The following is an 18,605-nucleotide window of genomic DNA, read 5'->3' as shown; positions in this document are numbered from 1 at the left end:
CCGTTTCGCTAGAGGAACCGGCAGGGCAGAATGCGGCGCATGGAGAACTCGATGGGGAAGTCAGTGACTCACGCGCCCTCCGCCTCCGTCGGCGTGGTGGAGGTCGCACCGCGCGACGGCCTGCAGAACGAAAGCACCGTCCTCACCCCCGAGTCGCGCGCCGAGCTGGTACGGCGCGCCGTGGCGGCGGGCGCGCGGCGGATCGAGGCGGTGGCGTTCGTCCGCCCCGACCGGGTGCCGCAGATGGCGGGCGCCGAGGACGTCATGGCGCTCCTGCCGCGTCCGGACGGGGTGCGCTACAGCGGTCTCGTCCTCAACGAGCGGGGGCTGGCGCGGGCGGTGGACGCCGGGGTGCACGAGGTCAACTGCGTGGTGGTGGCCACGGACACGTTCTGCCGCCGCAACCAGGGGGTGGACACGGAGGAGGCTCTCGGCGCGTGGGCCAGCATCGCGAAGGCCGCGCACGCGGCCGGCGCCCCTCCGACGCTGACGATCGCGGCCGCGTTCGGCTGCCCCTTCGAGGGCGAGGTGCCCGAGGAGCGCGTCGTGGAGATCGCGCGCCGCGGGGCGGCGACCGGGGCCGCCGAGATCGCCCTCGCGGACACGATCGGCGTCGCCGCGCCGGACGCGGTGGGCCGGCTGCTGCACGCGGTGCGGGAGGCCGCGCCCGGCGTTCCGCTGCGCTGCCATTTCCACAACACGCGCAACACCGGTTACGCGAACGCCGTGGCCTCAGTGGCGGCGGGCACCACGTGGCTGGACGCGTCCCTGGGCGGCTTCGGCGGCTGCCCCTTAGCCCCGGCGGCGACCGGCAACATCGCGACGGAGGACCTCGTCTACCTGCTGGAGCGGATGGGGACGCGCACGGGGATCGACCTGGACGCCGCCTCCGGCGCGGGTACGTGGCTGGGCACGCTGCTGGGCCGGGAGGCGCCCGCGCTGCTCGGGCGGGCCGGCGGCTTCCCGGCCACGGCCCCGATCCCGACCCCGGCCCCGACCCCTTCCCCGGCCCAGACCGACGGCCGGGCGTGAGGGAGGGCACCATGGGCGCGCATCCGCACGGCTGGTGGATCCTGCTCCACCTCGTCCTGTTCGTGTTCTGGCTCGGCGGCGACCTGGGCGTGTACGTCTCCAGCCGCTACGTCCTGCGTGCGGAGCTGCCGTTCGCGGCCCGCGCCACCGCCCTGCGCATCATGGGGATCCTCGACCTCGGCCCGAAGGTGTGCCTGGTGCTGTTCCTGCCCAGCGGCGTCACGCTGATGGCGCTGGAGCCGCACGGGGCCGAAGCCGTCCTGAACGGCTGGACGGTGACGGCCACCTGGGCCGGGGCCGTCTGCTGGCTGTGGCTGACGGTCGCGGACCATCACCGCCCGGGCCGGCGCCCCTGGGTGCGGCGCGCCGACTGGACCGTCCGCATCGCCGCGACGGCGGTGCTGCTCGGCGTGGCGGCGTACACGCTCGCCGCCGACGAACCCTTCGGGGTGACCACGGAGCCGCGCTGGCTCGGCGCGAAGGTCGCGCTGTACGCCGTCGCCCTCGCGTGCGGGCTCGGCATCCGGCTCACCCTGCGGCCGTTCGGCCCGGCCTTCGCGGCCCTCGGCGCGGAGGGCTCGACGCCGGGGACCGAGCGGGCGCTGCGGCGGGCGGTGGACGGCTGCGTCCCGTACGTGGCGACCATCTGGTGCTGCGTCCTGGGCGCGGCGGTGCTGGGCGTACTGAAACCGGGAGCGAGCCTGTGAGCGCGGCACGGGCCCGCCCGTCGGTCAGTCGGCGGTGGGCCGGTGGCCGAACTCGGCCGACAGCCGCTCGGCCGCCTCGAGCAGCAGGGGCGCGCACTCGCCCATGCGGGGCTTGAAGCGGGTCTGCGGGCCGGCGACGCTCAGGACGGCGATGACATGGCCGTCGTGCCCGAGGACGGGGGCCGCCAGGGAGGCGGACCCGGCCTCGCGCTCCCCGACGGACGTCGCGTAGCCCCGGCGCCGGATGGCGGCGAGCTCCTTGCGGAGCTTGGCGGGGTCGGTGATGGTCCGGTCGGTCAGTGGCTCCAGCGCGTGCCGGTCGAGGTACGCGTCGATCTCGGCCTCCGGCAGGAAGGCCAGCATGGCCTTGGACGAACTGCCCGCGTGCAGGGGGAAGGGGATGCCGAGGGCGACCTCCATCCGCAGCTCCTGGACGGGCACGACCTGGTCGACGTACAGCCGGGTGTCACCGCGCCGGATGGAGAGGGTGGCCGTCTCGCCGCACTGGTCCGCCAGGCGCCGCAGCTCGGGCGCGGCGAGGATGCGCAGGTCGGTACGGGCCAGGTAGGCGCGGCCGAGCGAGATGGCCGCGGGGCCGAGCGCGTACCGGCGGGTGACGGAGTCGGTGATGATCAGGTCGCGGTTGCGCAGGGCGGTGAGGATGCGGTGCACGGCCGCCTTGGTGATGCCCAGCTCCTGGGCGATCTCGGTGACGCCCAGATCGGGGCGTCCGGCGCGGCCGAAGAGGAGGAGCACGTCCATGGCGCGCTCGACCGCGGCGATGGACCTGCTGCTGTTCTCGCTGCCGCTCTCGCTGCTGTTCTCGTCGGTCACGGTGTCCCCCGGTGTGGTGCGGGCGTGCTGAGCCGGCCGGGGCGACGGGCGCCGACCACGCCCCAGCATAGGGCGCGATTTCCCCATGGGAAACACTCCCCCGGCCACGTATCACAGTCCCTTGACGCCCACTCATGCGCCTCGTTACGGTGTGCGTGACACTGTTTCGCATCAGGAAACGATGCAGACAACGACGTGGGGGCGGATGTGGCGATGGACACCGGTACCGCCGTGGACGAGACCACCTTCCGCCGGGTGCTGGCCCGCTGGCCGAGCGGAGTCGGCATCATCACCACCGCCGGGCCCGACGGCCGCCGCCACGGGATGACGGCGAGTTCCTTCAGCAGCGTCAGTCTGCGCCCTCCGCTCGTCCTGGTCTGCCTCGACCGCCGCATCCGCTCCCATGAACTCGTCACGCGCAACGGCGTGTTCGCCGTGAACGTGCTGGGGCGCGACCACATCGGGCTCGGCCGCCGGTTCGCCGGGCTGACGCCGGGCGTCACCGACCGGTTCGCAGAGGGCGACTGGCTGCCGGGCGCCACCGGCAGTCCCGTACTCACCGACGCCGCCGCCTGGGTGGACTGCCGGGTACGCCATGTCTACCCCGGTGGGGACCACACCATCTTCGTGGGCGAGGTGATCGCGGCCGGAGTGCCCCGCATCACCTCCCCGCTGCTGTTCCACTCCCGCTCCTGGGGCCAGCTCGCCGACCCGCTCCCGGAGAAGGTCGCCGTCGCCGACACGGGCCTGGCCCGCACGCTGGCGGCGGAGGCGGGGAACCGGCGGCGCGTGGCGCGGCTGGCGGCCGCCGTCCGCGCCGCCGGTGTCCGGGTACGGCTGCCGCGCGAGGAGCTGCGCCGCTCGCCCGCCCTGCCGGAGCGCGTCTCGGTGCGGGTGAGGGACGCCGCCGAGGCGGCGGAGGCGACGGCCGCCGGGTGCGGGGTGGTGGAGGTGACCGTCGCGGCGGACGGCGTCGCTGCCGCGGCCGCCTCCGTCGTCGCCGCGGTGGCCGGCTCCGGTGCCACGGTCGTGGGGCGCGTCGACGACGCCCTCGACCCCGCGCGCGGACGGGCCGTTCTGCAGACCGTCGCAGCGCTGCGGGAGGCGGGGTGCGGGGAGATCGCGCTGGACGAAGCCGGGCCCCGGGGCGGTGAGGAGCACGACGACGGCTCCCCGCGCCATCTGCGCAGACTCCTCCAGGACGCCGTACCGCAGGCGGGAGACGCCCTCCTGCGGCTGGCGCTGCGCGACCATCACGGCCTCGGGCTGGTCAACGCCCTCACCGCGATGAAGAACGGCGTCCGGGACTTCGACACCGGTCTGGCCGGCTGCGGCGGGCTGCTGCCCACCGAGCGCCTGCTGCTGCTGTGTGCGCGGCTCGGCGTCGAGGCGCCGGTGGAACGGGAAGCCCTGCGCCCCTGCCTGAACGAGCTGCACGCCCTGGGGTACGGGCGGCGGCGAGGCGGTCCGGTGCGCCCGGCCGCCGGCTCGTGACGGTACGCCGCCGGGTGAGGGCACGCCGGCGCGCACCGGACCCACCGTCGCACCCGCGCGCCGAGAGCCCGTACGCCGAGCACCACGCCCGCGCTCCGCGCGCCGACCGCACGCCCAGCACCACGCCCGCACTCCGCGGGCCTGCGCCACCGCGCGCCGCGCACCGTACCGATCGTGCACCGTGCCCCGTACCGGCAGCGCGCCGTACGCCCCACCCCAGGCACCCGAAGCCAGTGAGGAGCCGCACCCATGCCATCAGCGTCCCCACCACCCACCGCCCCCCGCCTGACCGCCGAACGCCTCCTCGACGCCATGACCCCGGCCGAACGCGCCCGGGCCGAACGCGTCGAGGCCGTCCTGCCCGCCCTGAGGGCCGCCGCCGCCCGGGCGGACGCCGAGGCCGCCTTCCCCGCGGGGCACGTGGCGCTGCTGCGCGAGGCCGGGCTCCTGGGCCTGGTCGTCCCGGAGGAGTACGGCGGACTCGGCGGAACGCTGCGGGACCTGGCGGCGGCGACGTACGCCATGGGCACCGCCTGCCCGTCCACCGCGCTCGCCTACTTCTTCCACAACACCAGCGCCTCGCGCGGGCTGTTGCCCCTCGAAGCCGTCCGGGCCGGGCTCTTCACCCCGGAGGAGACCGGCGACGTGACCGCCTTCGCCGAGCGGGTGCTGACGACGATGGCCTCCGGGCGGTGGCTCGCCAACTTCGCCAGTGAGTCGGCCAAGAGCGCGGGGGCGAACATCTCCATCGCCACCACCGCCGAACCGGCCCCCGGCGGCTGGCTGCTGTCCGGCGAGAAGTCCTTCGGCTGCGCCACCGGCGTCGCCGACACCTACCTCGTCACCGCGAAGCTGGAGGGGAAGGAAGGGCCCGACGCGCTCGCTCTCTTCCTCGTGCCGCGCACCGCGCCCGGTGTCGCCTCCCGCGAGCCGTGGAACGGCCTCGGCATGCGCGCCAGCGCCAACCACGGCATCCGGCTCGACGGCGTCTTCGTCCCGGAGGACCACGCACTCACCCTCCCCGGCGCGTTCACCCGCATGCTCCAGGTCAGCCGGGGCAGCTTCGTCGGCAACCAGCTCGCCATCGCCGCCGTCTACACGGGCGCGGCGCAGGCGGTGTACGACCACACGCTGGAGACCCTCACGCGTCGCACGTTCGCCGACACGGGCAGGCCCATCGCGTCCAGCCCCGTGCACCAGGTGCTCATCGGTGACATGACGCAGCGCCTCCAGACCGCCTACCTGTGGCTGCGGCGCCAGTTGGAGCTGGAGACGTCCGAGCCGCCGGTGCGGCCCAAGTCCGAGGTGTTCACGCACTGGCGGCTCGGCAAGGGGTCGGTGACCGAGGCGTGCTTCGAGGTGGCACTGGGCGCGTTGAAGGCCTGCGGCACGTCGGGGGCCACGATGGACGGGCCGGTGGGCCGTGCGCTGCGCGACCTGGCCATGGGCCTGGTGATGACGTTCCCGGCGGAACGCGGCCGGCTCGAAGTGGCCGGCATCGCCACGGAGGCGCGGGAGAACGCCCTGTTCGCGACCGTGGAGGCCGACCGGTGAGACCGACCGACCCGATCGCCGACCTGGTGGACGGTGACCGGCAGCCGTGTGCCCTGGAACTCGACGTGATGCTGGAGGACCCGGCCACCGGTGAGCCCGTACGGCGGGCGGCCGCGAGCTCCCCCGAACGCGTCGAGCGCGCCCTCGCCGCCGCGGCGGCGCTCCACGCGGACGAGGGCTGGGGCGGGCTCGCCGACGAGGAGCGGGCGGACGCGCTGGAGGCGGCGGCCGCCGCCGTCGAGGCCCGCGTCCCGGAGATCGTGCGGGCCGAGGCGTACGCCACCGGCGTCCCGCTGGCCCAGACGTCGGGTCTCGGCGTCATCGTCGGAGGGGCCTTCCGCCTGGCCGCCGCGCGCCTGCGCGCCGGGCTGCTGCACGCCCGCTCCGTACGGCCGGACGGCCGGGTGGTCGAGGTGCGCCGCGCGCCGCTCGGGCCCGCCCTGTGCGTCGTGCCGTACAACGCGCCCGCGCCCATGGCCGCCCACAAGGCGGCGAGCGCGCTGGCCGCCGGCTGCCCGGTCGTCGTCAAGGCGCCGGAACTGGCCCCGTACGGTACGCGGTTGCTGGTCGAGGCGGCGGCCGAGGGGCTGGCCGCCGCCGGGGCGCCGCCGGCCGTGCTACAGCTGCTGCACGGCGACGGCGCCACGGGGGCGCGGCTGGTGGCGGACGACAGGATCCGGGTGGTGTCGTTCACGGGAGGCACGGCGGCGGGCCGCGAGGTCGCCGCCGTGTGCGGGCGGGCGCTGAAGCCCGTCCAGCTCGAACTCGGCGGGAACAACCCGCTGGTCGTGCTGCCGGACGCGGACGTGGAGGTCGCCGGCCGCGTCGCCGCCGAGCTGCTCACCACGCTGAACGGCCAGTGGTGCCGTGCGCTGGGCCGGCTCGTCGTGCCGGCGCCGCTGCTCGCGGACGTTCTCGACGCGACGGCGGCGGCGCTCGCCGGGCTGCGGGTGGGCGCTCCGCTCGACCCGGCCACCGAGTACGGGCCGCTGGCGCACTCGCGCCACCGTGCGCGGGCGCTGGCGGCGGTCGAGGCGCTCACCGGTGCGGGGGCGCAGGCCCATGCCCTCGCCCGCGTTCCGGAGCGGGGCACCTACCTGGCGCCCCTGCTGGTGACCGGCGCGCCGGAGGCGGCGACGCGCGAGGAGGTCTTCGGGCCGGTGGCCACCGTGCACCCGTACGCCGACGTGCGTGAGGCCGTGGCCCTGGCGAACTCCACCGGGTACGGGCTGGAGGGGTACGTGGTGGGCACCGACGAGACGGCCGCGCTGGCCGTCGCACGGCGCGTGCGGGCGGGCGAGGTGAAGGTCAACGGTTCGTCCCTGCTGAGCCTGCACCCCGACACGCCCCGCCCCGCGTGGGGCTTGTCCGGACTCGTGGACGAGGGCACGGACGAGACGGTCCTGCACTTCACCGGTGCCCGGGTCACCGGCGTGGAGGGCGCCTTCGCACTGCACACACGCCCCGGGGGCGCGTCGTGAGCCGTGTCCTGGTGGCGGGCGCGGGGCCCGTGGGGCTGACCGCCGCGCTCGTCCTGGCCCGGCGCGGCATTGCGGTGACGGTGCTGGAACAGGGGGCGGGCCTCGCGACGGAGTCGCGGGCGTCGACGTTCCATCCGCCGACCCTGGAGATGCTCGACGGGCTGGGGGTCGTCGGGGCCCTGCTCGACCGGGGGCTGGTCGCCCGCACCTTCCAGTACCGCGAGCGCCGTACCGGGCAGCCGGTCGCCGAGCTGGACCTGGCGGTGCTGGCGGACGACACGCCGTACCCGTACCGCGTGCAGTGCGAGCAGAGCAAGCTGACGCCGATCCTGCTCGACGCGCTGGGCCGGCACCCCGCGGCAGAGGTGCGCTTCGGCCGCGCGGTACGGGACGTGGTGCGGGACGGCCGTTCGGTGACGGTGGTGCTCGAGGACGGCTCGCGGGTCGGCGGTGACTGGCTGATCGGCGCGGACGGGGCGCACTCGGCCGTACGACGGGCCGTGGGCGCGGGCTTCGCGGGGGTGACGTATCCCGAGCGCTTCCTCGTCGCCTCGCTGGACGAGGACCTGACGGCGGCGATGCCGGACCTGGCGCCGATCGCGTACGTCCTCGATCCGGACGAGTGGCTGGTGCTGCTGCGCACGCCCGACCACTGGCGGGTGCTGCTGCCCACGCCGGACGGCACACCGGACGCGGCCGAATCGGCGCGGCTCCCGGAGCGGCTCCGGGGCGTGTGCCCGGGTGCCCGGCCGTGGCGCGTCGCGCACGCCAGCCTGTACCGGGTCCACCAGCGGGTGGCGGACGGCTTCCGGTACGGCCGGGTGCTGCTGTGCGGGGACGCCGCGCACGTCAACAACCCGCTGGGGGGCATGGGCATGAACAGCGGCATCCACGACGCCGTCCTCATGGGCACCGCGCTCGCCGCCGTGATCGCCGGTGCGGCCCCGGACGCGGAGCTGACCCGGGCCGCCGAGGGGCGCCGCCGCTGTGCCCTGACGTACGTCGGGGCCGAGACGCATCGCAACTGGGAACGGCTGCGCGCGCGTGACGAGGCCACCCGGGCGGCGGTGCGCGAGGAGTTGCGGGCCGTGGCGGCGGACCCGGTCAGGGCGAGGGAGGCGCTGCTGCGCAGTTCGATGATCGCCTCACTGCGGCCGGCCGGTGGTACGGAGGAGGGCGTGCGTGTCCGCTGAGTTCGTCGTCCGCCGGAACCCGGCGCGGGTGGACGAGGTCGTGGGGAGCGTGCCGGTGGCCGGGGGCGCGGTGGTGGACCGGGCGGTCGCGGCGGCGGAGGCGGCCGCCCGCTCCTGGGCCGGGGAGCCGGCGGAGGAGCGGGCCGGTGCGCTGGTGCGCGCGGCCGCCGCGCTCGACGAGGTGGCGGGCGAGGCCGCGCCGTTGCTGGCGCGCGAGTCGGGCAAGCCGGTGGCGGACTGCGCGGGCGAGATCCGCTTCTCCGGGGCCGTCCTGCGCTGGTACGGCGAGCACGCGCCCGGGCTGCTCGCCGACCGGGTCACCGACGACGCGGCAGGGCGGCTGACGGTGAGCCACCGGCCCTTCGGCGCGGTCGCGGCGCTCACGCCGTGGAACGCGCCCGTGGTGCTCACGGTCTTGAAGCTGGCGCCCGCGCTGGCGGCGGGCAACGCCGTGGTGGTCAAGCCCTCGCCGCTGGCCCCGCTGGCGGTGTCGCTGGTCCTGGAGGCGTGCGCGCGGCACGTGCCGCCGGGGCTGGTGCACGTCGTCCACGGATACGCGGCGACGGCGCGGGCCCTCGCCGGGCACGCGGACATCCGGAAGGTCTCCTTCACGGGCGGGCCGGAGGCGGGGCGTGCCGTGGGCGCGGTCGCCGCGGCCGCGCTGACGCCGACCACCATGGAGCTGGGCGGCAACGACGCCGCCGTGCTCCTGGACGACGCGCGGCTGGCGCGGAGCGACCTGGAACGGCTGGTGCTCGCGAGTTTCGCCACCGCCGGGCAGGTGTGCATGGCGGTCAAGCGGATCTACGTGCCACGGCGGCGGTACGAGCGGTTCGTGGCGGAGTACGTCGCGGCGGCCGAGCGCGCGCTGCTGCTCGGCGACCCGCTGCGTCCCGCCACGACGGTGGGCCCGGTGATCAGTGCCGAGGCGGCGGACCGCGTCCGGCGGCTCGTCGCCGACGCCCGGGACCGGGGCGGACGCGCCGTCGAGCTGGGCGGGGTGTGTCCGGACACGGACCTCGCCGCCGGGCACTTCGTGCGGCCGGTGCTGCTGCTGGGCCTGGACGACGGTGCGCCCGTGGTGCGGGAGGAGCAGTTCGGCCCGGTGGTCCCGGTGCTGCCGTACGACGGCGAGGACGAGGTGGTGGCCCGCGTCAACGCCACCGAGTACGGCCTCGGCGCTTCGGTGTGGAGCGCCGACGAGGACCGGGCGTTCGCCTTCGCACAGCGGCTGGAGGCCGGTTTCCGCTTCGTCAACACGCACAACCGCACGGGGATGTCGCTGCGGGCGCCCTTCGGCGGCGTCAAGCGCAGCGGGCACGGGCGGGAGTACGGCGCCGAGGGGCTGTACGGCTACACGCAGCCGTGTGTCACGCACGCGCCCGCGGCCTTCCGGGCGGGCGGTCCGGGGATGCCTCCCGGCGCGTACCCGGGCCCGGCGTAAGCGCCGTCCCGTAGCGGTGCGTCCGCCTCCGCTTCGACGGCGGGTATTGACAGGCCCGGCCTCCTCCGCTGTCATCCCCGTATCGCGTGCAGAAACTCAGTTTCCTTCTCGGAAACGGCTGCCCGCTCTCGGAGGATCGCATGCACCTGCCCGCCCTGCGCAAGGTGACCGTTCCGGCACTTGCCGCCCTGCTCCTCGGCGCCGTCCCGGCCACCACCGCCCATTCCGCGCCCGCCACCACCGCCGCGTCCGCCGTCACCAAGGCGTCCACCACCGTCGACGTGTCGTGCGCGGTCTTCACCTACCGCCAGCCCGCCGACTGGTACTTCCCGTCCGGCACCCCGAAGGGCCTGGTCTGGCTCCAGCACGGCTTCGCCCGCGCCAACGACCACATGACGGACCTGGCCGGCCGCTACGCCGCCGCCGGATACCTGGTGTTCGCCCCGACCCTGCGCAGCGCGGACATGTTCGGCTGCACGCTGCAGAACATCGGGAACAACAAGCCGTTCCTCGACAACGTGGCGACCTGGTTCGCCTCCGCCGGCAGCGGCTCGTCCCCACTGGCCCGCAGTTACGCGTCGGCCAAGAGCGAGGCCGGGCGCATCGATCTGGGCGCGCTGCCGTCCGCGTTCGTCTTCGCCGGCCACTCGGCGGGCGGCGAGGCGGCGGAGTACGTGGCGCAGAGACTGCGGGCCGACCACCCGGCCGCGTTCGCCAAGGTGCGCGGCCTGGTCCTGCTGGACCCGGTGAAGTCGTTCATCGGGAACAACACCGACGCCTCGCTCACCCAGCTGGCGACGACGTCCCTGCCCATCCTGACCGTCTCCGCCCCCGGCTACAGCTGCAACAACAGCGGCAGCGGCACCGCCGCGCTCCAGCAGCTGCTGCCCCGCCCGTTCGTCGGCGTACGCCTGACGTCGGGCGCCCACACGGACGCGGAGGGCTCCACCACCGACAACGCGGGCACGCTGCTGTGCGGCACGCCGCAGCAGAAGAACGTCTCCGCGCTGCAGACCCTCGCGGTCGGCTGGGCGAAGGACGCCTTCGACGGGACGCGCACCGCGGACCTCTACCCCGGTGGCGCGTACTACGCGTCCCTGCTCGCCGCGGGCACCATCCAGACGCTGCCCGGCCGCACTTCCTAGTGGCGCGACCGGCCGTCATCGCCGGAGCCTCCGGAGTCCCAGGGCCTCCCGGAGTCTCCTGAGTCGACGTAGTCGACCGTCGCCCGGTCCGCGAGCCGCGGGCGCAGCCAGTCACCCAGCGCGCGATGCGCTGGGTGACGCTGGTAGGCGGCGAGCGCGGTGGCCGAGGTGTGCCGGGTGGTCATGCACAGGTCGTACGAGACGGCCGACCCGGTGACGTCGAGGCCCACGCGCATGGACGCGATCTCGCCGACGAGCGGGGGCAGTTCCTCCAGCCTCCTCTTCGCCTCGGGGGCGTCGGCGGGGTCGGTGAACCTCATCAGGACGACATGGACGAGCACGGCACAACCTCCGGTCGGTCGTCGCTTCCCACCCCTGTCGCGGGGTGGCAGCCGAGTGTATGTTGGGGAAACACTGTTCCGCTAGGGGAACCAGTGACCACGGGAGGCTGTCATGGCCGAAGGCTCCACCGTGCGCGTCGCCGCGGCCCAGTTCGCCGTGGGCCGCGACCGCCGCGCCAACCTGGCCGCATGCCTCCGCGCGATCGACGCGGCCGCGCGGCGCGGCGCCCGCCTGGTGGTGCTGCCGGAGTTCTGCAACCACCTGTCCTGGTACGACGACCGGGCGCACGCGCTGCGCAGGGCGTGCCGGCCCGGTGACGACTTCCTGGCGCCGCTGGCCGCCGCGGCGGCGCGGCACCGCGTGTTCGTCAAGACCCACGTCACCCTGGCCGCACCCGGCGGGGACCGGGTGACCGCGGCCGGTCTCCTGTACGGCCCCGACGGCGCGCTCCTCGCCCACGCGGACAAACAGGTCCTGATGGGCAGCGAGCGGGACCACCTCGACCCGGCCCTCACCCCGGGGCCGGTCGTCGACACGGCGGTCGGCAGGATCGGGCTGTACTCGTGCATGGAGGGCGTCATCAGCGAGGTGTGCCGGGGGCTCGCCGTGCGCGGCGCCCAGGTCCTCCTCAACAGCCTCAACTCCTTCGCCCTGGACGAGGCGTCGCTGCACATCCCGGTGCGGGCGGCGGAGAACAGAGTCTGGGTCGTCGCCGCCAACAAGGTCGGCCCCCTGCTGCCCGACGAGCACGTCGACGCCGTCGCCGCCGGGCTGGGGGTTCCCCGGGAAGCGCTCCACGGGGCCGGGGAGAGCCAGATCGTCGCGCCCGACGGCACCGTGGTCGCCCGGGCCCCGCGCACGGGCGAGGCGGTCGTCGTCGCCGACATCGAGCCGGCGCGGGCCGACGACAAGCGGCGCCCGGACGGCACCGACGTCTTCGCCGCCCGCCGGCCCGAGCTGTACGCCCCCCTCGCGGCGCCGCCCCACCCGGCGCCGCCCTTCGCGGGGCGGCGGGCCGACGAGGTGACGGCCGCCGTCGTACGCCCCGGGGCCGGGGACCCGCGCGACGCGGTGGCCGAGGCGGCGGAGCTGACCGCCCGGGCGGCCGCCCTGGGCGCGTCGCTGGTCGTGGTGCCGGAGCTGTTCTGCTTCCCCGGCGGAGTCGTCGACCCCGCGGCCGGCGCGGCCCCGGCCAAGGAGGCACTGGCCAAGGAGGCAGTGGCCGCGCTGACCGGCGCGCTCGCCGGCACCGACACGTACCTCGCCTGCACCCTGCCCCACGAGCGCGTCCACACCGGTTACCTGCTCCGTGCCGACGGCCCCGTCCTCGTACAGTCCCAGCTGCACCGCAGTACGCGGCACGCGGCCTGGGCCGACGGTCCGCCCGGGTCGCGGCTCCACACGTACGACGCCCCGTGGGGCAGGGTGGCGGTGGTCGTCGGCGACGACGGCCTGTACCCGGAGACCTTCCGGCTCGCCGCGCTCGCCGGAGCGGACACGGCCGCCGTCTGCTTCACCGGGACGGAGGGCTGGGAGAGCGCCCTCGGGCTCCCGGAGCGCAGCGCCGAGAACCGCGTGAACGTGGTGGCGGCCGGTCACGCCACCGGCGCGATCCACCGCCTGCCGCGGGGCTTCGGCCTGTGGCAGGCCCGTGGGGCGGCGCCCTTCGACGGCCGGATCAGCCACCCCGACACCACCCCGGCGGACGGCCGCCTCACCCTCGCCCCCATCCGGCCGGGCCAGGCCGCCCGCCGTCTCGTCTCGCGCGGAACCGACCTCGTCGACGGACGGCCCTGGCACCTCGCCGGGGCCCTCGTCGCGGCCGCACGCCCAGGAGGAGCACCGTGAGCGACACCCTCAAGGCCGTCCAGGACATGACGGACGAAGCCCCGGTCACCGACGTGACCGACACCTTCGAGCAGTGGCGGGCCCTGCTCATCGAGCTCAAGGAGAAGATCGACGCCCGCTTCGAGCTCCACCGGGACCCGTCCACCAAGGACCTGGAGAGCTACGGTTCACCGCCCACGAGCCCCGGTGGCTCGCTGGCCGCGTACACCGGCCCGGAGGTCGACTGGATGGTGCACTCGTGGCTGGGCAACCCCACGCGCGGCTTCGCCAACCTCCACCTGACGGTCTGGCTGGGCCCGCACATCCGCGTCCCGCACCTGGGCATCGCCCTGCTCTGCTGGCCCGGCGGCTGGTTCTACCTCGACTCCGTACCGCGTACGAACCTGCTCGCCGACGGCGACTACTACGACCGCTACTACGAGCCCGTCGCCCGGGAGTGGCTGTCCGTACGCGAGGAGAACCCGGAGCTGTCGTGGTTCACCAGCCGCGCCGGCTTCATCCGGGCGAGCCTCTCCCCCACCGCGTACTGCTACGCGATGCCCCGCGACGAGCACCACGTCGCGCTCGTGCGGCGGCTGACGCACGCGCACGTGGACCGCTGGCTGGGGTGGGTGGACGAGGCGGAGCCCGTACCGGAGGAGCAGCGGGCCGCGCTCGCCGCCGCCGACCTGGCGAGCCGCCGCAACATCGCCGAACGCGACCCCGCCAACGTCATGGGCGTGCGGTACTTCGGCGAGGAGACCACCGGCCGGCTGGTGCGCGCCCTGTGGGGCGGGGACCGTGAACTGCCCCGGTACGGCGGGCCCGCGTCATGAGCCAGGTGCGGTCCCTGTGGTGGGCCACCCGCGTGCCCGGTCTCAAGGAGCCGTTCGACACGGCCCACCTGCGCGTGTTCTACCCCGCCCGGCACACGGGTTCCGACGCCGAACGCCTGACGGGCGAGGTGCCGGCCGATCCGTCCCGCGCCCCGTACCCTGTCGTGCTGCTCCTGCCCGGCATCAACGTCGGGCAGGACGCGTACCGCTGGCTCGCCATCGCCCTCGCCGAGAGGGGCCTGGTGACGGTCACGGCGGACCTGGTGGGTGAGCTGTTCGCCGGCAGCCACGGCCTGACCCCGGCCGTCGACCTCGACGCCGCGTCCCCCGCCGGGTACGGCTCCCGGCCCACCACCCCGCTCATCGGGGCGCTGCTCACCGCGCTGGGGGAGCCGGCGGGCCGGTCACCCCTGGCGGGCCTGCTCGACCTGGACCGCGTCGCGCTGGGCGGGCACTCGGCGGGCGGCACCGTGGCGCTGCAGTCCGCCGGGTTCACGCCGGGCGTCCGCGCCGTCTTCACGTACGGCGCCCATACGCTGGTCGCCTCGATGCTGGGCTGGCCGCCCGGCACGGTGCTGCCGGTGAGCGGCACCGCGCCGGTCCTGCTGCTGTCCGGCGAGACGGACGGCGTGATCGCCGCGAGCACGGACCGGTACGGCGGTGAGGGCGCGTCCGATCCGGTGGAGCGCACCTTCGCCGAGGCGCTGCGGGACGCGGACGGCGCGCACGTCTGGGCGCGGCTCACCGGCGCGGGGCACTTCACTCCGTGCGACCCGCACGACCCCACCTCGGCCCGCGGGTTCCTGGAGCGGCCCGGTGGGGCCCAGCGCTCGGCACGGGCCCTGCTGGCCCGGCTCGTCACGCTGTTCTGCACCGCCCACCTGCGCGGCGACGCCGCGGCCCACGGCGCGCTCGCGTCGCTGCTCGCCCCGCCCCACCCCGGCCTCGCCCTGGTGCGTCGCCGCTGACTTCCCCACTCCAACGATGAGGAGCGGCACGGATGCTCAAGAATTTCTGGTACGCGGTCGAGTTCGCCGACCGCGTCGGGCGCACGCCCCGGAAGGTGGTGTGCCTGGGCCAGTCGCTCGTGCTGTACCGCACCGGCGCCGGCCGCCCCGTCGCCCTGTCCGACCTGTGCGCGCACCGGGGCGCGGCCCTGTCCGCCGGCACCCTGGCGGGTGACTGCGTGGTCTGCCCGTACCACGGGTGGCGGTTCGACGCGGACGGGGCGTGCACGCTCATCCCGGCCAACCAGCCGGGGCGGGGCATCCCGAAGAAGGCGCGGGTGGACGCCTACCCCGTCCAGGAGAAGTACGGCTTCGTGTGGGTGTTCCTCGGCGACCTGCCTCCGGAGGAGCGGCCCCCGGTCCCGGTGTGGCCCGAGTTCGACGAACTGGTCGAGAACGGGGGCCGGTTCAAGGCGGTCCGGGGCGAGTACCTGTGGCGCTCCAACTACGAGCGGGTGCTGGAGAACGGCTGCGACATCGCGCACACCCCCTTCGTCCACGCGGGTTCCTTCGGGAACCCCGACCGGCCGGAGGTCGAGGAGTACACGCTGGAGCAGCCCGACGAGTGGTCGGCCTTCGCGACGGTCGCCCTCCACCCGCCCACCGCCAAGGGGCTGTGGGCGCGGCTGTACGCCGACCGCAGGGCGCGGGCGAAGGACCGGCCGCCGGTGGTGACCACGGCCGGCTGGATGCTGCCGAACCTGATCAAGCTCCATGTGCGGCTGCCGCTGGGCAGCATGGTCATCTACGACACCAACATCCCGGTGGACGAGACGACGACCCTGGTGAAGTGGGTGGCGCTGCGGGACTTCTTCACCGGTGCGTGGGCCGACGGCAACACCCGCAAGCGCGTCATGAAGATCTTCGGCCAGGACGCCCCGGTCGTGGACGGCACCCGCCCCGAGCTGCTCCCCGCCGACCTGGGCGCGGAGCTGCACCTGCGGTCGGACCTGATCTCGGTCGCGTACCGCCGCAAGCGTCAGGAACTGGCCGCGAAGGGGTGGATGGTCGGTGCGGCCGACCGCATCACGGGCGACGTCCCGGCACGCACCGCCACCGTGATCCCCTCACCGGGGCGGCGTGACGTCCCCGAGTTCGCCCGCGCCTGGGAACAGAAGGCGCACGGCTTCCACCCCACCGCCGGCCACCCCACCGTCGAGAGCGAGTGATCATGTCGGAAACGGCGCTGTCCCCGTCCGCCGAGCTGTCGGCCCTGGTCCTCGACCGGCTCGTCGCCGGAACGGGGGTGGTGGAGCGGCCCACCGAGTGGGCGGCCCTGCGCGGCCCCTCCTTCCCCGAACCGGTCGGCCGCGTACGGTACTTCACCGGCGACCCCGGCGGGTCCGTCGCGTCGGTGGTGTACATCGGGCTGGTGCTGCCCGCGGCGGGGCTGGACAGCCACATGGTGTTCGCCTTCGGCGCGGACGACGGCCCACTGCCCCACTTCACGCTCGACTCGGTGTACGCGGGCGGCGGTTACGCCTTCCACCTGGACCTGGTGCAGCGGGCCGACCTCGCCGCCCATCCGGTGTACACCGACACCGTGTACGGGCCGCTCACCAAGCCACACGCCCGCGCCGCCGAGATACCCGGACTCACCGCGGCGGCCGTCGGTCCGCGCCAGCGGTCCCTGATGTCCCCGTGGATGCTGGTGCACCGCGCCGACGAGGCGGCCCTGCGCGCGGTGGGCCCGATCGTGGAGGAGTACGCGGACCACTGGCTGTCGCTCGCCGCCGCGATGCCCGCCGAGGCGGCCGGTGAACTCGCCGGCACCGACCTGACCGTACGGGACCGGCGGCTGCGGTCCGCGCTGTTCAGCCGGGAGATCGACCCGGTGTGGAACCGGGTCGACCGGCTGCTCGGCCCCGCGACGACGGACCGCCTGCGGCACCTGCTGATCACCGGACGGCCGGAGGGGACGCGATGAGCCCGTCCTCCCCCAGCGCCTGGCAGCAGCGCATCGCGGGCGAGTGGCACGGCCGCCCGTCCCTCTTCGACGCCCACGGCACCTGGTGCGGCTACGAGGACATCCGCCGCTCGTCCGATGCGGAGGACGGCGCCACCGTCTACCGCATGGACGGCGGCCTCACGGGCGGCGGGCCGCTCGCCGGGCGGTTCCGCCTCGCCGCGCCCTTCGCGTTCACCGTGGGCGACGCCGACGACAACCGCCTCTACCAGGGGCCCGACTTCCACGGCAGCGGGCAGCCGTACGGCTCCTTCGTCGACGCCCACTACTACGGCCCCGGCTGGCAGGTGGGCCTGAACACCTGGAACCACGTCCTGCCCGACGGCGCCACCCAGGTCTACTCCTCGGTCCTGTACCAGGGCTGGACCGTCGTCGGCTGCTTCAACGGCCTGTACGTCAGGACCACGGACCACGACACCGACCCCGCCACCCGGCGGGCCGTCGCCGCGCACCGGGACGCCGAGACCGCCAACGGCCCCGTGCCGTGGATCCTGCCGACCAAGCAGGCGGGGAGGTTCGCGGGCGACTGCGAGCTGTGGGGCGCGGACCAGAAGCCACTGGGCACGGTCCGGGTCGTCCACCGGCTCACCCCGCTGGACCTGTTGCGCGCCGAGCACCGGGTCACCTGGACGGGCGGCGGGCTCGACCGGGCCTTCACCGTGGTGCGGCGGCGGGACGGGACGCGGGAGTTCTGGGAGGGGCCCGACGCCTGGGGCGGCGCCCAGGCGTTCGGCCGGGCGAACTTCCCGCTGTGGCACTTCACGGACGGCGACGTCCACCGGGTGCGGGCGCGGGAGTTCGCCCTGGACGCCACGGCCGGCATGTCGGCGGGCGGGCGGCTGGCCGTCACGTACGAGCTGTTCGGCGGCAACGTCCTCACGGGTGTCCTGCACGGCGTGCTGACCTGGGAGGCGGAGTCGTGAGCGGCCGAGCCGTCGGCGGCGGCACCGTCGTGGTGGTGACGGGTGGCACGCGCGGGATCGGCGAGGGGCTCGTACGGGCGTTCCTGGCGCGCGGCTGCCGCGTGGCGCTGTGCGGCCGCCGGGAGGGCGAGCCGCCCGGCCCCCCGGACCGGGTGCTGGGCCGGGTGGCGGACGTCACCGACCGGGCACAGGTGCAGGCACTGTGGGACGCCGCGTACGACCGCTACGGGCGGGTCGACGTCTGGATCAACAACGCGGGTGCCGCCGCTCCCCGCCGCCCGCTGTGGGAACTGACCGCGGGGGACGTCGAGGCGGTGACGGCGGCGAACCTGCTGGGCACCGCGCACGGTTCGGCGGTCGCGGTGACCGGCTTCCTCGCCCAGGGGCGGGGGCGGCTGTGGAACATGGAGGGCTTCGGCTCCGACGGGCGCGTGCTGCCCGGCCTCGGCGCGTACGGCGCCACGAAGAGCGCGGTCGCGTACCTGACGCGGGCCGTGGCCGCCGACCTCGACGAACGGGCCGGGAGCCGCCCGCACGATGTGCGGGCGCTGCGGCTGTCCCCCGGGATGCTCGTGACCGACCTGCTGGTCCACGGCTACACCCCGGAGCAGTACGCGAAGGCGCGCAAGGTCCTCGACGTCCTGGCCGACCGGGTGGAGACGGTGACCCCGTGGCTCGCGGACCGGATCCTCGCCGACCGCACCCGCAACGGGGGCCGCGTGGCGTGGCTGACCCGCCGCAAGGCGGCCGCCCGGTTCGCCGCCGCGGCTTTCCGGAGCAGGAACGTGCTCCCGGCGACGGTCCCGGAGCGGTGAGCGCC

17 protein-coding genes are annotated in these 18,605 nt (G+C 75.3%); 15 read left to right on the top strand and 2 right to left on the bottom strand.

The genetic code is table 11. From position 1 onward, the window contains the following. The first annotated feature begins 51 nt into the window (after nt 1-51). The gene (locus tag AC07FJ_RS07355) at nt 52-1,032 is read left to right on the top strand and encodes a hydroxymethylglutaryl-CoA lyase (protein ID WP_479046261.1); all 981 of its coding nucleotides are present in this window, start codon (nt 52-54) and stop codon (nt 1,030-1,032) included. Between the two features lie 11 nt (nt 1,033-1,043). Continuing rightward, nucleotides 1,044-1,739, top strand: coding sequence for a hypothetical protein (locus AC07FJ_RS07350; RefSeq protein WP_479046258.1), 696 nt, complete (start codon nt 1,044-1,046; stop codon nt 1,737-1,739). A gap of 24 nt (nt 1,740-1,763) precedes the next feature. On the opposite strand, the gene AC07FJ_RS07345 is transcribed toward AC07FJ_RS07350, so the two are convergent. Further along, the gene (locus tag AC07FJ_RS07345; RefSeq protein WP_361426790.1) at nt 1,764-2,501 is read right to left on the bottom strand and encodes an IclR family transcriptional regulator; all 738 of its coding nucleotides are present in this window, start codon (nt 2,499-2,501) and stop codon (nt 1,764-1,766) included. Between the two features lie 285 nt (nt 2,502-2,786). Here AC07FJ_RS07345 and AC07FJ_RS07340 point away from each other — a divergent pair, with 285 nt between their 5' ends. The 6 genes from AC07FJ_RS07340 to AC07FJ_RS07315 all read left to right on the top strand — a co-directional run bounded on the left by AC07FJ_RS07340 (nt 2,787) and on the right by AC07FJ_RS07315 (nt 10,884). Next, the gene (locus AC07FJ_RS07340) at nt 2,787-4,067 is read left to right on the top strand and encodes a flavin reductase family protein (RefSeq protein WP_479046255.1); all 1,281 of its coding nucleotides are present in this window, start codon (nt 2,787-2,789) and stop codon (nt 4,065-4,067) included. 249 nt (nt 4,068-4,316) lie between these two features. Beyond that, complete coding sequence (locus AC07FJ_RS07335; RefSeq protein ID WP_479046253.1) at nt 4,317-5,621, top strand: acyl-CoA dehydrogenase family protein; 1,305 nt, start codon at nt 4,317-4,319, stop codon at nt 5,619-5,621. After that, entirely contained in the window at nt 5,618-7,102 is a 1,485-nt protein-coding gene (locus AC07FJ_RS07330; protein WP_479046250.1) for an aldehyde dehydrogenase family protein, read from the top strand. The genes AC07FJ_RS07335 and AC07FJ_RS07330 overlap by 4 nt, the downstream gene beginning before the upstream one ends. Next, a complete protein-coding gene (locus AC07FJ_RS07325) occupies nt 7,099-8,295 on the top strand; it encodes an FAD-dependent oxidoreductase (RefSeq protein WP_479046248.1) in 1,197 nt (398 codons plus the stop codon). Before AC07FJ_RS07330 ends, AC07FJ_RS07325 begins: the two co-directional genes overlap by 4 nt. Further along, nucleotides 8,285-9,739: an aldehyde dehydrogenase family protein gene (locus tag AC07FJ_RS07320; RefSeq protein ID WP_479046245.1), complete on the top strand. Its 1,455-nt coding sequence runs from the start codon at nt 8,285-8,287 to the stop codon at nt 9,737-9,739. Before AC07FJ_RS07325 ends, AC07FJ_RS07320 begins: the two co-directional genes overlap by 11 nt. Before the next feature lie 140 nt (nt 9,740-9,879). Further along, entirely contained in the window at nt 9,880-10,884 is a 1,005-nt protein-coding gene (locus tag AC07FJ_RS07315; RefSeq protein WP_479046243.1) for a hypothetical protein, read from the top strand. On the opposite strand, the gene AC07FJ_RS07310 is transcribed toward AC07FJ_RS07315, so the two are convergent. Beyond that, complete coding sequence (locus AC07FJ_RS07310; protein WP_479046241.1) at nt 10,881-11,225, bottom strand: Dabb family protein; 345 nt, start codon at nt 11,223-11,225, stop codon at nt 10,881-10,883. The two genes, AC07FJ_RS07315 and AC07FJ_RS07310, sit on opposite strands and share 4 nt — an antisense overlap. A gap of 112 nt (nt 11,226-11,337) precedes the next feature. Here AC07FJ_RS07310 and AC07FJ_RS07305 point away from each other — a divergent pair, with 112 nt between their 5' ends. From AC07FJ_RS07305 to AC07FJ_RS07275, 7 genes are read left to right on the top strand one after another with little or no spacing between them, the layout of a single operon-like run. Then, nucleotides 11,338-13,074, top strand: a complete 1,737-nt coding sequence (locus AC07FJ_RS07305) for a nitrilase-related carbon-nitrogen hydrolase (RefSeq protein ID WP_479046237.1) — start codon at nt 11,338-11,340, stop codon at nt 13,072-13,074. Beyond that, nucleotides 13,071-13,889: a hypothetical protein gene (locus AC07FJ_RS07300; protein ID WP_479046234.1), complete on the top strand. Its 819-nt coding sequence runs from the start codon at nt 13,071-13,073 to the stop codon at nt 13,887-13,889. Before AC07FJ_RS07305 ends, AC07FJ_RS07300 begins: the two co-directional genes overlap by 4 nt. Further along, nucleotides 13,886-14,857, top strand: coding sequence for an alpha/beta hydrolase family protein (locus tag AC07FJ_RS07295; RefSeq protein ID WP_479046231.1), 972 nt, complete (start codon nt 13,886-13,888; stop codon nt 14,855-14,857). The genes AC07FJ_RS07300 and AC07FJ_RS07295 overlap by 4 nt, the downstream gene beginning before the upstream one ends. A 32-nt stretch (nt 14,858-14,889) precedes the next feature. Further along, a complete protein-coding gene (locus AC07FJ_RS07290) occupies nt 14,890-16,065 on the top strand; it encodes an aromatic ring-hydroxylating dioxygenase subunit alpha (RefSeq protein WP_479046228.1) in 1,176 nt (391 codons plus the stop codon). Nucleotides 16,066-16,067: 2 nt separating this feature from the next. Beyond that, nucleotides 16,068-16,823, top strand: coding sequence for a hypothetical protein (locus tag AC07FJ_RS07285; protein WP_479046226.1), 756 nt, complete (start codon nt 16,068-16,070; stop codon nt 16,821-16,823). Then, on the top strand, nt 16,820-17,785 hold the full coding sequence (locus AC07FJ_RS07280; protein WP_479046224.1) for a hypothetical protein: 966 nt from the start codon (nt 16,820-16,822) through the stop codon (nt 17,783-17,785). Before AC07FJ_RS07285 ends, AC07FJ_RS07280 begins: the two co-directional genes overlap by 4 nt. Then, nucleotides 17,782-18,600 (top strand): SDR family NAD(P)-dependent oxidoreductase, encoded by an 819-nt coding sequence (locus tag AC07FJ_RS07275; RefSeq protein WP_479046221.1) that lies wholly within the window; start codon nt 17,782-17,784, stop codon nt 18,598-18,600. The genes AC07FJ_RS07280 and AC07FJ_RS07275 overlap by 4 nt, the downstream gene beginning before the upstream one ends. Nucleotides 18,601-18,605 lie beyond the last annotated feature (5 nt).

The organism is Streptomyces sp. NPDC045998 (genome assembly GCF_056430285.1).
The sequence above is the reverse complement of the archived record's forward strand: the minus strand, read 5'-3'. Positions and strand labels throughout refer to the sequence as shown.